Genomic DNA, 14,513 nt, shown 5'->3' with positions numbered 1-14,513 from the left:
TCGGGTGGAGAATTCCGCTACGATAGCGGGGAGAAGCGTCATCAGTGAAGCCGCCCCCGCGCGATGGGTTCTGCGCGACGAGCGCGGGACAGAGCCGAGAGCCGTTCAGCCGATTGCAGGGAGCGCGAACGCGGTCAGTTCGGCGCGAAGCTCTGGCATACCAAGCCCTGTCTCGCTGCTGCTGGCGATCACTTCGGGATGCGCGGCCGGGTGTTTGGCCGCAAGAGCCCGTACGCTCTCCAGCTTCCGCGTCAGCGGGCCGGGCTTCAGTCCATCGCATTTGGTGAGAACGATCTGGAAGTTGATCGCCGCCTTGTCGAACAGGTCCATGACCTCGATGTCGGACGCCTTGGTCTCGATGCGGGAGTCGAGCAGCAGGATCACACGCTGCAGGGTTGGACGTCCGCGCAGATAGGCGAACATCATCTCCTGCCAGTCCTCCTTCACAGATTTCGCGGCCTTCGCGAAACCGTAACCCGGCATGTCCACCAGCACGAGACGCCCGGCCAGATCGAAAAAGTTAAGCTGCTTGGTTCGCCCCGGCTCGGACGACGCCCGCGCGAGCGCCTTCCGCCCTGTCAACGCATTGACAAGACTCGACTTGCCCACGTTCGAACGACCGGCGAAAGCGATCTCCGGCTTGTCAGGATCGGGCAGTTGCCCGAGTTGCTGCGCGCCGAAAAAGAACTCGCATTCCCCGGCGAACAACAGCCTTCCGGCTTCCAGCTCGTCCGCCGTCCGTTCGACCGGCGTGGAGAAATCGGGAGCGGCCATCAGCCTTTCCGGGCTTTCTTCGCAGGCGGGATGATGGTCGTCTTCGAGCGATCCCGGTGCACGCGCTGAATGACCATCTGCTGCGCCACCGTCAGCAGGTTGTTCCAGCAGTAATAGATGACCAGACCGACCGGCTGCCGCGCCATGAAGAACGTGAAGATGAACGGCATCGCCATGAAGATCTGCTTCTGGGCAGGGTCCACGGTCGCAGGGTTCATCTTCTGCATCAGGAACATGGTCGCGCCGTAGAGGATCGGCCACACGCCGAGCAGCAGCATGCCGGACAAAGTCGTCGGATCCCACGGAATCAGGCCGAACAGATTGAACAGGTTGGTCGGATCGGGCGCGGACAGATCATGAATCCAGCCGAAGAACGGCGCGTGCCGCATTTCGATCGTGACGTACAGATCCTTATACAGACACCAGAACACCGGAGCCTGAATCAGAAGTGGCAGGCACCCGCTGGCGGGGTTCACCCCCTCCTCGCGGTAAAGCTGCATGATCTTCTGGTTCATCTGGACCGGATCAGACTTGTAGCGCTCGCGGATCGCCTGCATCTTCGGCTGCACTGAGCGCATCGCCGCCGCAGAACGAAAGCCCTTCGCCGCCAGCGGGAAGAACAGCGTCTTGACGATCAGCGTAAACGTCAGAAGCGCCAGACCGAAATTGCCGAAAAGCTGATACAACCAGTCAAGAACGAAGAACACCGGGCGCGTCAGGAACGCGAACCAGCCGAAGTCGACGGCCTTCCAGAAATCGGGAATGTGCAGCTCGTTCTCATAACGCTCCAGAAGGCGAACCTCCTTGGCGCCCGCGAACACATGCGCCGTCGACTCGCCAACTCCGTTGGCCGCGACCGTCACAGGCGCGCGGCCAGTGAAGCCTACTTCGTATGCACCGGCAGGCGTGTCGAAACCGTAGGTTCCGTTGACGTCCGATTTCTGGTCGGGAACGACGGCCGCGAGCCAGTATTTGTCGGTGATTCCTGCCCAGCCGCCGGTTCCGGAAGCGCTCCACGAGACGAAATTCGGCGCGGTCGAATTGGTGCGCAGCGACTTGTAGGAGCCTTCCTCCATACGGCCGTTGATCACCGAAATCGGTCCCTCGTGCACCAGCATGCCGCCGGTTTCCTCAGGCGTGTAAGCACGCACGACACGAGAATAGGGGACGAGCGCCACCTGATCGCCGGTGGCGTTGCGGACACGCTGGGTGACCGTGAACATGTAGTCCCGATCAATCGCCAGCACGATCTCGAACGTCAGGCCAGCGTCGTTGCTCCAGCTCAGCGTGACAGGGGAGTTTGAACCGAGTTTCTGCGCGTCGGTTTTCCAGACGCTGTGCGCATCAGGAAGGCGGACGGTCTGCCCTGGCTGCCCATACCATCCGAACTCGACATAGGTCGGGTGCGGCTGGCCCTGCGCCTCGAGCACCCGTACCAGCGGGCTGCCGGGCTTCACCGTCTCGTGGTAGCCACGCAGAACGAGATCATCCAGACGAGCGCCGCGCAGATTGACGGAGCCGCTGACATCAACCGCATCGATCGGCAACCGTGCAGGAACCCCATCGTCGGCGGCTGCGGACCCGGGCGCTGCCGCAGAAGGCGGACGGCTCGCCTGCGTGTCCGCATGCTCCTGCGTCGCGACGGCGGGTTGCGGCTTGGGCTGCGGCATGAAGTAGTCGAAACCGAGCAGGACCAGCGCCGAAAGCAACGTCGCCAATATTACACGCCTGATGTCCATATCGACCGGCCGACCTTTCTACTTCACGGGACCACGCCGCAACCGCGGCGGCCCGACCGCACATTTGCGTCCCTCATACCGAACTTGTCAGGGAACGCCAGATGGGTTGGGCTCATAGACGCCCTATTGCATGGACGCTTCTTGAGCAGAACCGATGTCGGCCACCGCACCGGCGATCGCCCTGGGCAGAGGCACTGGGTCGTATCCGCCCGGATTCCACGGATTGCAGCGCAAGATGCGACTGGCGGCGAGCCAGCTTCCACGCAGCGCGCCATGCGTCTGAACGGCTTCTACGCCATACTCGCTGCATGAAGGATGGAAGCGGCAGTTTGGTCCGGCAACGGGACGTCCGACGATTTGCCAGAGGCGCATGCCGCCGACCAGCGCGCCACATGCGCAACGCCCAAGCATGCTGCGACCGGAGTCGACGCTCACGACAATGCCCCGGTCTTTTTCAGCGCGCGCCGCAGATCCGCGATCAACTCGGAAAAAGGACGGTCGCCCGTTCCGATTCGGCCGATCACCACCAGATCCAGACCATTCAGGGAAACGTCGCTTTCGACGGACCTTACGGCCTCCCGGAGACGACGTTTCGCGCGGTTGCGAACAACCGCGTTTCCGACTTTCTTTGTGACGGTGAAGCCGACCCGCCCCGGTTCTCCGTCATTGCGACTGACAACTTGCAGGACGAGCCCGGGTGTCGGCGCTTTCCGCGCCTTAGCGGCCACAGCCAGAAATTGCGCGCGCTTCTTGAGGCGCGAAGAGCGCTGATCCTGCACGAAGCGCTCCTTTCCGGGGAGCGTTTCCCCGGACGTCATCGCCTGATCAGGCGGAGAGGCGCTTGCGCCCCTTCGAACGACGGTTGGCGATAACCTTGCGGCCGCCGACGGTAGCGATGCGAGCGCGGAAACCATGGCGGCGCTTGCGGACCAGCTTGGACGGTTGATACGTGCGCTTCACGGTGGCACTCCTCAGTCAACTACACAAAAAATGTCAGGACGCTTCACGGCGAAAAACGCCAGCGTCTGGAAGGCGGGCTTATAGTGAGAGGACCGCCCTGCGTCAACGGCGGGATGCGTGGATACGGAGTCGGCGCGTCACCCGTTTTTCAATGCGCCCGGACACGGCGCGCCGCGAAGGAGCCAATGCTTGCGCCGCCCTTACCTCACGGTCCCGGTCTTCCTTGTCGCGTTCGCCACCGCGATCGCCACGCGATACGTCCCCCTGCCCCAAGGCGGCGCGATTTTTGTAGCGCTGTTGGGCGCTGCGATCGCCGCTACGCTCACCTTGCGAATCGACTCCGCACGCAACTCGCCAGCGCCGGGCGGTCGAGTGGCGGAACCGCCACTCGATAATCGCGCCCCAGCGGCTCCCCCCGGAACAACGGGGGACAATATCGCGACGATATCACCAAAGCTGCGCCACGATCTGCGAGGCCTGATCTCGCCCGCCGTTCTGTCCGCCGATCAGCTTTCGTCGCACGAGGACCCGGAGGTCCGTCGACGCGCGGAACAGGTGCTGGACGCGCTGGACCGGACGACGGCCCTTATCAAGGCCGCCAGCTAGAACATCATCCGATCAGACGGAATCGGCTGATCGGATAAAGAAGCCCGCCAAGCCAACAAACCAGAACCTTATCCGTGAACTCTTATGAACGGATAAGGCTCCAAATTAGCCGACTGTCGCTCAACCCTCGGGCCGTACGACTTAAGAGAAACCTCGCCCATGCCGGATCTCCCTCCACTCAGGAGCGCTCGCGAGGTGTCTTGACAGCCCATCGAGCAGGAGGCCCGGAACAGATAATCGGACGCCGCAACTGGGAAGACGGGCGAACGCTCAAGGCTTCAGGCGGCTGCGTTGCGAAGCCGCTCCTCCACTCGGACGCTTCCGCCTGCACGGCGCCAGAACCAGAGAGCAACGCATTTACTGCAAGGCAGACGAAGTCTGGTTACGCAGTTCACGCCACGCGTGCGAGAACGCGTGGCGTGAACCTTGTGAAAACAACTGCTTTCAGCGTCAGCGCCGTTCGATAAGCTCGATCTTGTAACCGTCAGGATCTTCGACGAAAGCGATCACGGTCGTTCCGAACTTGACCGGACCCGCCTCCCGCGTGACCTTCCCGCCGCCCGCGCGCACCGCCTCGACCATCGCTGCGACATCAGGCACACCGACAGCAAAATGACCGAAGCCCGTCCCGACCTCGTAGCCATCGTCCTTGCCCCAGTTATAGGTCAGCTCGATTTCAGCTTGCCCTTCGGCATTACTTGCGTAGCCAATGAAAACAAGCGTGTATTTCCCGTCGGGAACTTCCCGTCTACGCAGTTCGTGCATACCCAGCAGGCGGTAGAACGCCAGACTGGCGTCCAGATTTTTGACGCGCACCATCGTGTGCAGATAACTGGCCATAATTGACGCCTTTCTTAAATAAAAACAGCACTTTGTCCGCGGCTACGCCCCGGACTGTTCAGCATGTCCGACACCATACAGGAAAAGGCCCAGACGGTCGGCCTCCGCGATGCAGGCCGTCGGGTCGGTAAGAAGCGTGCCTCCGGCTTCAAACGCCACACCCGCCAAACCCGAACGTGCCGCTCGGTTGATCGTTTGCGGCCCGATGGTCGGCATATCCGCCCGCTTCTCCTGTCCGGGCTTGAGCAACTTGACCAGAACGCCTCCCTCCCCCGGCTGTCGGCACGCGCCGGCGCGGTCCAGCATGGCGTCGGTGCCCTCCATGGCCTCGACCGTCAGAACGACGCCATCCTGCACTACGCACCCCTGACCGATATCGAGACGCCCGAGAGTGCGCACGACCTCCATTCCCCGTCGGATATCGGAGAGAGAACGTTCATCCGGCTGAATTCGCCCCAGAGCGCCCAATCGCCCGAGCGAAGCCGTCAGAAACTCGTGTGCGCCGCGAACAGTGAAGCCTTCCTCGCCAAGAATACGCACCAGCGCGCCCAGCAATCCGTCGTCCCCGGCGAACAATGCTCGCCCAAGACGGGCGAGGATGCGCGCACCCTCAGCGTCAGGTCGGATATCGCGCAGTGAAGGTCGCTTCACCGGACCGATCAGGACAATGTCACGGCATCCGTGCTCGCGCAGCTCGGACAGTATTCTGCCTGCAGCAGCTAGGCGCACATAGACATGCGGCCAAGCTCCGACCACAGCCGGCTCCGCGAAGTCCTGAAACGCTATGATGAACGGAGAGCGGCCTGAAGCCGCCACGGCTGCTGCCACCTGCCCCGGAAGCGGCCCGCCGCCAGCCAGAATGCCTACGCCACCGGCGTCTCGCGCCAAAGGGTCGGGCAGGAGAGGATCGTTCTCGGACAATGGCGTCAATCCCCCGTCATCGTCCGGGCGACAGGACGTCAGCCCGCCTCAGTCTCACTGCTGGAATATTCCTCGCGCGCCACGCGGACCAAACCCCTGCGACTCGGCGCTTCAATAAAGCGGAGGATCTCTTCGATCTTCTCGTCGCTTCCATAGTGCTCCCGCACCACGCCAATACGCTGGGCGAACACATCGTCTCCACCGCCGCGCGGATAGAGCGTCTGAAACGCCTTGCGCATCCGGTGGATCTGAGCCGAGTCGACGCCGTTGCGCCGCAGCCAGATCCAGTGCAACCCGACCAGCCGCGCCCGGTTTCCAAGCACGCTGCCATACGGAATGACGTCGGCTTCGACGCCGGCCACGCCGCCGACAAGGGCCGCGCGTCCGATCCTGACGAACTGGTGTATCGCCGCCGACCCCATCACACGGGCGTCGTCGTCGATGGAGACGTGACCGCCCATGACGACGTTGTTGACGATGATCACGCGGTCCCCAAGCGTGCAGTCATGGGCGACATGCGCGTTGGCCATGATCAGGCAATCGGCACCGACATGCGTAAGGCCCGAGCCGGTCACCGTGCCACGGTGAATGGTTACATGCTCGCGCACCACTGTGCGCGCGCCAATCTCGCAGCGCGTGGGCTCGCCCTTGTATTTGAGATCCTGAGGAGCAAGGCCGACCGTCGTAAACGGAAAATAGCGCGATTCGGCGCCAAGCGTGGTGCAGCCGTCGACGACGACATTTGCCACCATCTCCACGCCGTCGCCTACGACGACGTCCGGCCCGATCGAGCACCATGGGCCGATCTTCACGCCCTCGCCCAGACGCGCGCCGGGAGCGATCAGCGCAGTGGGATGAATCCCCGGCGCCGTTGACTCCAGACCGGCACGGCTCTCTGAGCGCGCCGCATTCACCGTTTCAACCAGAACTACCTCCATCGACGCCTCAGCTAACCATCGGTGAGCAATAAGGCAATTCGCGGGTCGATAAAAAGATTCCACACGCCCCGGAGGCGGTAAGTAAACGTATCAGCGCGATACAAAACCCGCCCGGCACGGAGCGGTTTCGTAGCGCGCTACGATATGTCAGTCCATGATCATGGCGCTGAACGTCGCCTCGGCGACCGAGACGCCTTCGACACGCGCCACGCCACGGAACTTCCATACATTAGCGCGCTGCCGCTCTTTTTCGACATGGATGCGAACCTGATCGCCGGGGCCTACCGGGCGGCGGAACTTCGCGCCTTCGATCGTCATGAAATAAACGAGTTTGCCTTCAAAAGCCGAACCCAGCGTCAACACGACGAGGGTCGCCGCCGTCTGCGCCATGGCTTCGATCAGCAATACGCCGGGCATCACCGGGCGCGCGGGGAAATGTCCCTGGAAAAACGGCTCGTTCACAGAGACGTTCTTGACCCCGACCGCAGACTGCCCGAGTTCGACATCCACCATGCGATCAATCAGCAGGAATGGGTAGCGATGGGGAATCGCTTCCATGATCCGCATGATGTCGACCGTCTCGATGCGCGTCGTCGCGCCAGCGTCCTGCGTTTCGCGTTCCTGATCCACGTCTGTCAAACCGCTCCGTTATCGCGCCGCGCCCGTCACGCGCCGCCTTTTCCTTCCGACTGGCTGTCGTCAGCGCCCTCTTCAACACCAGGGCGGCGAGAAAGTCGACGCAGTGTTGCAACATTACGAAAAAATTCTCGGAACGGCATCGCCGGGCTTCCGATGACATCGGCTCCGGCCTCGACGTCCGACATCACGCCGCACTGTGCGCCGACACGGGCTTTCGTCCCAATTTTGATGTGGCCGATCAGCCCCGCCTGCGCCGCTATGGTGACGTAATCACCAAGCTCGGTCGAACCGGAAATCCCGGCCTGAGAGACAACGATACAGCCTTTGCCAAGGCGAGCGTTATGACCGATCTGCACCAGATTATCGAGTCGCGATCCCGCGCCGATCACCGTATCCTGTACCGACCCACGGTCGATCGTGGAGTTGGCGCCGATTTCCACGCCGTCCTCAAGGATTACGACGCCAAGTTGCGGCACGGTTTCGAAACCCTGCGGTCCCACGGCGAAACCAAATCCGTCCTGTCCAACGCGTGCGCCGGGAAAAAGTATAACCCGGTCGCCAAGCACTGCATGGGAAAGCACGACCTGCGCGCTGATCCGGCAATCTGCGCCGATGCGGACTCCATCGCCGATCACGGCGTGCGGGCCGATAATCGTCCCGGCGCCAATCTCGACGCCTTCTCCGATCACCGCGAAGGGCCCGACCTCACAAGAAGCGTTGACCTGCGCGGACGCGGCGACCACCGCTGTCGCGTGGACCCCGGCGCGCGCTTTTGGCGCAGGATGAAACATGCGGGCGACACGCGACCACGCGAGATAAGGCTGCGCCACCACGATAGCGCCACAGCCGGGAGGAACTCGCGACGCAAAGGCTTTGGCGACAATCACCAGACCAGCCTGCGTATCGTCCAATGCGGCTACATAACGACGGTTGTCGAGGAAGCTGAGCTCCGTCGGCCCCGCCGCCTGAAGCGGCCCTATGCCGGTGAAGCCTCCCTCAGGAAAGCCTCCCTCGCGCGGAGGAAGCAGGTCACCACCTGCAGCCTCAGCCAACGCCTCGGCCGTGAACGGTCCGGCGCGCTCGAAAAAGCGTCGGTCAGCCGTCGCATGCCTGCGCTCCACCACATCGCTCATCGCGCCGCTCTCGATTCAGATCGCGCGAGGTTCACCGTGTCACGCTCATTTCGGCGCTGCGGCCGGAGCCGGAGCAGCAGCCTGCGCGGACGCCGTGGTCGGCATCTTGCCGGACTTTGCGAGCACTTCAGGATCCTCGTTCGGCGCCGGGATGTAGACTTTCGGCAGAACGACGTTCAGCTGCGTCGCGACCTCGTTCGTGATGTCCTGCCCGTCGACGTGCAACGCAACCTGCTCGCTATGCATGATCAGGTTCATGCCATGGCTTGAGGCGACGTGCTGAATGACCTGCACCAGTTCGCGTTCAATCTGCCCGAGCGAGACCTGCGCCGCTTCCTGGATGATCCGGTTGCGCTCACGGAAGTCGCGCTGAGCCTTCATGACGCGCGATTGCAGGGCGCGTTCCTGGCCCTGAATCTGGTCTGCGGACATCGTCTTGGCGGCGGCCTGCAGTTTCTGCTGCTCATCGCGCCAGCCAGCCTGCGCCTTCTGCGCGTCCTGCGCCAACGCGTCGCGACGACCGCCAAGCTCGCGCTCGACCTGCTGGCCTGCCATCGACTGGCGCATCACGTCGGCGACGCTGATGATGCCGATCACGGCCGCCGGAGGCGGAGCCGCCTTCGGCAATTCGGGCGCAGTCGGAATATTGGGCTGGGGCAACACTGGCGGCGGACGGGAGTTGTCAGCCTCCTCACCATCCTGACCATCGGCCTCCTGCGCCTGCACGGGAGCCGGGCGCGACATATGCGCAGGAGCCGGGGCCGCAGTGGGGTGCGCCGTCTTCGGCACGAACCAGCCAGCGCCGCCGCTGGAGTTGGAGGCCGCCTGCGCATGAGCGGACTCGATGAAGGAATGACCGGGAACGACAAGAACGGCGGCGGCGAGAAGCGCCGCTGCGGACAAGCGAGACATTGTCACCTCAGAATTGCTGACCGAAGCCGAAGCGCAGCAGCTGCGTGCGGTCATTTCGTTTACGCAGGACAGGAATACCCGCATCGATGTTAATGAGACCGAAAGGACTCTTCCACGAGAAGCCCAGACCGGTGCTGATACGCGGCGTCAGGGTGTCGCCCGAAACGCGCTCGTATTTGTACGGGTAATAGTTGAGCTGGTTCGGATTGGTGTAATTGTTTCTCACACGCAGGCCCGCCAGAGCGCCGGTGTCGACAAAGTAACGGCCACGGATACCCATATCCGCCGCGAACGGCATCGGGAAGTTGACCGTCATTGACCCCGTATAGATGAAGCGGCCGCCCAGAAGGTCTTCCTGCGAGTGGATGGCGCCGTCCGCCGGAGACACCGTGGTCTGCCCGACTGCTCGGGGACCCACGCCGCCGTCGAGGAAGCCGCGCAGATTCTGACCGCCGAGATAGAAATTGTCGATCACGTCGTGACGGCCATTGCCCCAGTCCGCCAGATAGCCGGCGCCTGCGGTAAAGGCGACTGTCCAGTCGTGGTTGCCCATCATATCGTCGAGCGGCAGGTAATATCCGACGTCGACCTTGCCACGGACGTATTTTTCATCACCGCCAGCGCCAGCGAAATCGCCGCCTACGCGGGCCACAAAACCCTTGTGCGGCTGCAGGCGGCTATCGCGCGTGTCGTAGGTAAGCGTCGTGCCGATCTGTGACAGCAGCGAACTGCCGGCCTGATCGAGAATGTAGAAGGACGTCTCGCTCCAGGACCCGCCGATAGTACGATGGATGAGCGAGTAGTTCCACGATTGCGACAGATGGTTCGTATAGGCGTAACCCAGACGGAATGTGACGCCGTACCGCCCTTCCGAATAGTTCTGGTACGTCTGATACTTGTTCTCGATGTAGAACAGATCGACGCCGGCGACGAGGTTTCGGTTCAGGAAGTACGGATCCGTGACGGAGAGATCCACCTGCCGCTGGTAATACGCCATGGTCCCGGAAATACCGGCGTCTACGCCGCTGCCGAGCAGGTTATGCTGCTTGAGGCCCAGGTTGCCGATGATGCCAACGTCCGTCGAATACCCGCCGCCGAGCGAGAACTCGCCGGTCGGTTTTTCCACAACGTTCGCCGCCACGTTCACGCGGTCCGGCGCGGATCCCTGACTCTGGTCGATCGAGACGGAGCTGAAATAACCCAGATCCTGCAACGCCTGCTTGGAATACTTCTTGTACATCGCAGTGAACGGATCACCCTCCGCCATCGGCAACTGCCTGCGGATGACGCTGTCCTGTGTGATCGTATTGCCGTTGATGTCGAGGCGCTCGACATACATGCGCGGCCCCTCGCTGACGTCGAAGAGCAGGTTGACGATGCGCTTTTCCGGATTGCGAGCGATCTCAGGACGGACCACCGCGAAGGGGTTGCCCTTCGACTGGATGATCTCCTCCATGTTCGTCGCGTTGTGCTGAACCGCGTTGCCGTCGTACCACTGGTTCGGAAACAGCTCGATATATTTACGCAGCGACGCCGCCGGAACGTGACGAAGACTGGAGCGGATGTCCATCTTGCCGAGCCGGTAACGCGGGCCTTCATTCAGCGTAAACGTGACGTAGAAGGATTTCCGGTCGGGCGACAATTCGCCCGTCGCGTTGATCATCTGGAAATCGACGAAGCCGTTAGCCAGATAGAAACGGCGCAGCAATTCGGCGTCGTAACGCAGACGCTCCGGGTTGTATTCGTCCGATGACGAGAAGAACCGGTACCACTGGGTCTCTTTCGAGGAAACCACTCCGGCGAGACGCGCTTCGCTGAAGTTCTTGTTTCCGACGAAGGAAATCTTACGAATCAGCGTCTGAGGCCCTTCATTGACCTGAAACACCACGTCGACGCGATTATGCGCAAGGCGAACGATTTGCGGCGTCACATCGGCGCCGTACCGCGCCTTCTGCGCGTAGACCTCAAGAATCTTCTGACGATCGGCCGCGGTCGTCTGCTGGGAGAACACTGCGCGCGAGCGCAGGGCGATCACCTTGCGCAGATCCTCATCCTTCGCGGCGTGGTTACCCTCGAAGACGATGCGGTTGACGATAGGGTTCTCGACGACCTGCACCTGCAGGACGTCGCCGGAGCGGTGCAGCGTGACGTCCTTGAACAGGCCGGTGGCGTAAAGAGTCTTCAGGGAACGATCGAGGTTGTCCTGGTTGAAAGTGTCGCCCGTGCGCACCACCATATAGGACAGGACCGTGCTGGCCTCGATCCGGTCGTTGCCATGAACCTCGATATTCTCGATGACCTGGCCGGACGAGTGGCGCTCGCGCTCGGCGGCCCCATTGTGTTCGACGGCTGTATGACGCCTGGCCGGGGCGAACTGCGCTGACGCTTTCGACCCCATGAGCATTGGCAGCAAGCAAACCGAAGCGAGCAAAGCCTTACGTTTACTCTTCAAGACCAGCACCTCTCCGACGGGGAGCAAGGCTCCCGCTGCCACGACCAAACTCACTCGCAAATAGGTTCGTCAACCCGACCCGCATTTCAAGCATAGCGGAAATGCGGGCGCGAACCCAAATGCCGCCGCGCCTGCGAAACCTGAACAGACGCCCGATCGGGACAAATGCTCCCGAATACACTCGCGGAACTATCCGAAATGTCGCCGGGGGCGCAAGCGCCCGGAACATTACGAAACACGCCCAAGCATTTCTCTGAAGCTTTTCGTGCCTTCACCCCGCCAGCGACGCGACCCATTTGAACAGGCCAAAGCTGGAAAGATCGTTGAATGTGGAGAAAAGAAACAGGCAGGCGATCAACGCGAAGCCAGCCTGAAACCCGAGTTCCTGCACCTTGCGCGGAACTGGGCGCCCACGGATCGCCTCGATCGCGTAGAACACCAGACGTCCACCGTCGAGAATCGGCACGGGGAAGAGATTGATCAACCCGAGATTGACCGACAGAAGCGCCATGAACGACACCAGACTGGCGACGCCATACTGCGCCACCTGACCCGACATCTGCGCGATCCGCAACGGTCCGCCAAGATCTCGCGCCGTATGTCGACCCGTGACCATCTGCCAAAGACCATCCAGCGTCTGCACTGTCACCGACCACGTCTCACGCGCTCCCGCAACCACAGCCGCTCCCGGAGACAGAGGCGCACTTGTGACCGTGGCGAAAGTAACGCCAAGCTGGCCGACAGGGCTCGTCTTGCCAGCGGTGGAAACACTACCGATCGTTACAGGCAGGGAAACGTCCTCGCCGTGACGGCGCACATGCAGCGTCGTCGCCTTGCCTGGCGCTGCCGCCACCACACTCTGCACTGTCGTCACCTCGGGCGTCGACGTGTCGCCAACCGCGAGAATCGCGTCGCCCGGAGTGACACCGGCCGCCGCAGCAGCGCTGCCCGGCGACACGGCGTTCACTTCATTACGCGCTTCCGGGCGGCCGCAGAACGCGAACAACGCGGAGAACAGCAGGAACGCGAGAAGAAAATTGAAAACCGGCCCCGCAAGAATGACGATGGCGCGCGAACCCACCGGCTTGTCGTGGAAGGTGCGTCCAGGCTCCCAGGCCGCTTTCTGCTCGTCAGTGGCTTCCTCCGGCCCTTCGAAGCCATGCGGCTTCACGAAACCGCCCAGCGGGATCGGCCCGACGCGCCACTCCGTCCCGGCCTTGTCGGTCCAACGCCAGAGCGGCGGACCGAAACCGATTGAGAACGTCTCGACCTTTACGCCCCGCCATCGGGCCGCGAGGTAGTGGCCCAGTTCGTGGATGAACACGAGCACGCCGAGCACGACGACGAACGACAGGATTGTGCGGATCGCTTCATGCATCAGCGTGGCTCCTTGGGAATCGGCGGACTGACGATGTCACGCGGCGCGCTGGATCGTATGCGTCGAAGCCGCCCGACGCGCTTCCGCGTCCCAGTGAAGAACGGCGTTCAGATCGTCGATCGGCGGAGCGCCAAGCGCATCCATCACTTTCTCCACCACACGGGCAATATCAAGAAAACCGATCTGACCGGCAAGAAACGCCTCGACCGCGACCTCATTGGCGGCAGAGAGGATCGCAGAAGACGCCCCCCCCTCCCGCAACGCCCGACGGGCGAGGCGCAGAGCCGGAAAACGAATCTCGTCCGGCGCCTCGAACGTCAGGGAGCCATACTCCGCGAGATCCAGACGGGGCGAGTTCGTGGCCATCCGGCGCGGCCAGGCGAGGCAGTGCGCGATGGGAATTCGCATATCCGCTGACCCGAGCTGCGCGATCAGGCTCCCGTCGGTGTATTGCACCAGGCTGTGGACGACCGACTGAGGGTGAACCACCACGTCAATCCGGTCTTCGGTCAGATCGAATATCCGCGCAGCCTCGATGACCTCCAGCCCCTTGTTGAACATGGTCGCGGAATCGATGCTGATCTTCGCGCCCATGGTCCAGGTCGGATGCTTCAGCGCCTGGGCGGCCGTCGCTGCTTCCATCGTCTCCAGCGTAGCGCTGCGGAACGGACCACCCGACGCCGTAAGGATGATTTTCTCCACCTGATCGGTCTGACGGTCCGCCATCGCCTGAAAGACGGCGTTATGTTCCGAGTCGACAGGAAGCAGCGTCGCATCGGCGTCCCTGATGGCGCGGAGCATCACGTCGCCCGCACAGACAAGTGCCTCCTTGTTGGCCAGCGCCACAGTCTTGCCGTTGCGGATCGCAGCCAGCGTGGGTTCCAGACCGGCCGCTCCGGTAATAGCGGCCATCGTCCAGTCGACCTCTCGCCCTGAAGCCTCGATTACGGCGGCGCGGCCGCCGGCAGCTTCGACGCCAGATCCGGCGAGACGCTCGCGAAGCTCGGGGAGAGCTCCTTCGTCGGCGATGACCGCTATTTCCGCGCGCAACGAGAGGGCCTGCTCGGCCAGAGCGGCGACGTTGCGCCCCCCCACCAACACTCGGACGGAGACGTCGGCGCCAGCCTGCCTGACCAGATCGACAGTGGAGCAACCGATGCTGCCGGTGCATCCCAGAATGTTAACCGTTTTCATAACCATCCCACATTACCCGCATTCGCC

At 62.5% G+C, this 14,513-nt stretch carries 15 protein-coding genes; 1 reads left to right on the top strand and 14 read right to left on the bottom strand.

The window, feature by feature from the left end; genetic code table 11:
- Window positions 1-105: 105 nt before the first annotated feature.
- From yihA to rpmH, 5 genes are all read right to left on the bottom strand, one after another.
- Window positions 106-774: a ribosome biogenesis GTP-binding protein YihA/YsxC gene (yihA, locus tag J2D73_RS01150; protein WP_207878568.1), complete on the bottom strand. Its 669-nt coding sequence runs from the start codon at window positions 772-774 to the stop codon at window positions 106-108.
- A complete protein-coding gene (gene yidC, locus J2D73_RS01145; protein ID WP_207878566.1) occupies window positions 774-2,513 on the bottom strand; it encodes a membrane protein insertase YidC in 1,740 nt (579 codons plus the stop codon). Before yidC ends, yihA begins: the two co-directional genes overlap by 1 nt.
- 123 nt (window positions 2,514-2,636) lie before the next feature.
- On the bottom strand, window positions 2,637-2,924 hold the full coding sequence (gene yidD / locus J2D73_RS01140; RefSeq protein ID WP_207878795.1) for a membrane protein insertion efficiency factor YidD: 288 nt from the start codon (window positions 2,922-2,924) through the stop codon (window positions 2,637-2,639).
- A 20-nt stretch (window positions 2,925-2,944) separates the two neighbouring features.
- Window positions 2,945-3,331: a ribonuclease P protein component gene (rnpA, locus tag J2D73_RS01135; RefSeq protein ID WP_207878564.1), complete on the bottom strand. Its 387-nt coding sequence runs from the start codon at window positions 3,329-3,331 to the stop codon at window positions 2,945-2,947.
- Between the two features lie 7 nt (window positions 3,332-3,338).
- Window positions 3,339-3,473, bottom strand: coding sequence for a 50S ribosomal protein L34 (gene rpmH / locus J2D73_RS01130; protein WP_086644849.1), 135 nt, complete (start codon window positions 3,471-3,473; stop codon window positions 3,339-3,341).
- Window positions 3,474-3,662: 189 nt separating this feature from the next.
- On the opposite strand from rpmH, the gene J2D73_RS01125 reads away from it, so the two are divergent.
- Window positions 3,663-4,079 carry a hypothetical protein gene (locus J2D73_RS01125; protein ID WP_207878817.1) on the top strand — a complete coding sequence of 139 codons (417 nt, stop codon included), beginning with the start codon at window positions 3,663-3,665 and terminating at the stop codon, window positions 4,077-4,079.
- 450 nt (window positions 4,080-4,529) lie between these two features.
- Here J2D73_RS01125 and gloA read toward each other — a convergent pair whose 3' ends face one another.
- The 9 genes from gloA to dxr all read right to left on the bottom strand — a co-directional run bounded on the left by gloA (window position 4,530) and on the right by dxr (window position 14,486).
- A complete protein-coding gene (gene gloA, locus J2D73_RS01120; protein WP_026396834.1) occupies window positions 4,530-4,919 on the bottom strand; it encodes a lactoylglutathione lyase in 390 nt (129 codons plus the stop codon).
- A gap of 42 nt (window positions 4,920-4,961) precedes the next feature.
- A complete protein-coding gene (locus J2D73_RS01115) occupies window positions 4,962-5,840 on the bottom strand; it encodes an LpxI family protein (protein WP_243429516.1) in 879 nt (292 codons plus the stop codon).
- A gap of 38 nt (window positions 5,841-5,878) precedes the next feature.
- A complete protein-coding gene (gene lpxA, locus J2D73_RS01110; protein ID WP_207878562.1) occupies window positions 5,879-6,778 on the bottom strand; it encodes an acyl-ACP--UDP-N-acetylglucosamine O-acyltransferase in 900 nt (299 codons plus the stop codon).
- 147 nt (window positions 6,779-6,925) lie between these two features.
- Complete coding sequence (fabZ, locus tag J2D73_RS01105; RefSeq protein WP_341534995.1) at window positions 6,926-7,408, bottom strand: 3-hydroxyacyl-ACP dehydratase FabZ; 483 nt, start codon at window positions 7,406-7,408, stop codon at window positions 6,926-6,928.
- Window positions 7,409-7,443: 35 nt separating this feature from the next.
- Complete coding sequence (gene lpxD, locus J2D73_RS01100) at window positions 7,444-8,550, bottom strand: UDP-3-O-(3-hydroxymyristoyl)glucosamine N-acyltransferase (RefSeq protein WP_207878560.1); 1,107 nt, start codon at window positions 8,548-8,550, stop codon at window positions 7,444-7,446.
- Between the two features lie 45 nt (window positions 8,551-8,595).
- Window positions 8,596-9,462, bottom strand: a complete 867-nt coding sequence (locus J2D73_RS01095; RefSeq protein ID WP_198945884.1) for an OmpH family outer membrane protein — start codon at window positions 9,460-9,462, stop codon at window positions 8,596-8,598.
- A gap of 7 nt (window positions 9,463-9,469) precedes the next feature.
- A complete protein-coding gene (bamA, locus tag J2D73_RS01090; RefSeq protein ID WP_086644877.1) occupies window positions 9,470-11,866 on the bottom strand; it encodes an outer membrane protein assembly factor BamA in 2,397 nt (798 codons plus the stop codon).
- 319 nt (window positions 11,867-12,185) lie between these two features.
- Window positions 12,186-13,292 carry an RIP metalloprotease RseP gene (gene rseP, locus J2D73_RS01085; RefSeq protein ID WP_207878558.1) on the bottom strand — a complete coding sequence of 369 codons (1,107 nt, stop codon included), beginning with the start codon at window positions 13,290-13,292 and terminating at the stop codon, window positions 12,186-12,188.
- A gap of 36 nt (window positions 13,293-13,328) precedes the next feature.
- A complete protein-coding gene (dxr, locus tag J2D73_RS01080; RefSeq protein ID WP_207878556.1) occupies window positions 13,329-14,486 on the bottom strand; it encodes a 1-deoxy-D-xylulose-5-phosphate reductoisomerase in 1,158 nt (385 codons plus the stop codon).
- Between the last annotated feature and the right edge of the window lie 27 nt (window positions 14,487-14,513).

Source organism: Acetobacter sacchari (assembly GCF_017377715.1).
In the GTDB taxonomy this organism is placed as follows: domain Bacteria; phylum Pseudomonadota; class Alphaproteobacteria; order Acetobacterales; family Acetobacteraceae; genus Acetobacter; species Acetobacter sacchari.
The sequence above is the reverse complement of the archived record's forward strand: the minus strand, read 5'-3'. Positions and strand labels throughout refer to the sequence as shown.

Coding starts and splice junctions, on each gene's coding strand:
- yihA (WP_207878568.1), bottom strand. CDS start 774: ATGGCCGCTCCCGATTTCTCCACGCCGGTCGAACGGACGGCGGACGAG.
- yidC (WP_207878566.1), bottom strand. CDS start 2,513: ATGGACATCAGGCGTGTAATATTGGCGACGTTGCTTTCGGCGCTGGTC.
- yidD (WP_207878795.1), bottom strand. CDS start 2,924: ATGCTTGGGCGTTGCGCATGTGGCGCGCTGGTCGGCGGCATGCGCCTC.
- rnpA (WP_207878564.1), bottom strand. CDS start 3,331: ATGACGTCCGGGGAAACGCTCCCCGGAAAGGAGCGCTTCGTGCAGGAT.
- gloA (WP_026396834.1), bottom strand. CDS start 4,919: ATGGCCAGTTATCTGCACACGATGGTGCGCGTCAAAAATCTGGACGCC.
- lpxA (WP_207878562.1), bottom strand. CDS start 6,778: ATGGAGGTAGTTCTGGTTGAAACGGTGAATGCGGCGCGCTCAGAGAGC.
- lpxD (WP_207878560.1), bottom strand. CDS start 8,550: ATGAGCGATGTGGTGGAGCGCAGGCATGCGACGGCTGACCGACGCTTT.
- J2D73_RS01095 (WP_198945884.1), bottom strand. CDS start 9,462: ATGTCTCGCTTGTCCGCAGCGGCGCTTCTCGCCGCCGCCGTTCTTGTC.
- bamA (WP_086644877.1), bottom strand. CDS start 11,866: ATGCTCATGGGGTCGAAAGCGTCAGCGCAGTTCGCCCCGGCCAGGCGT.
- rseP (WP_207878558.1), bottom strand. CDS start 13,292: ATGCATGAAGCGATCCGCACAATCCTGTCGTTCGTCGTCGTGCTCGGC.
- dxr (WP_207878556.1), bottom strand. CDS start 14,486: ATGAAAACGGTTAACATTCTGGGATGCACCGGCAGCATCGGTTGCTCC.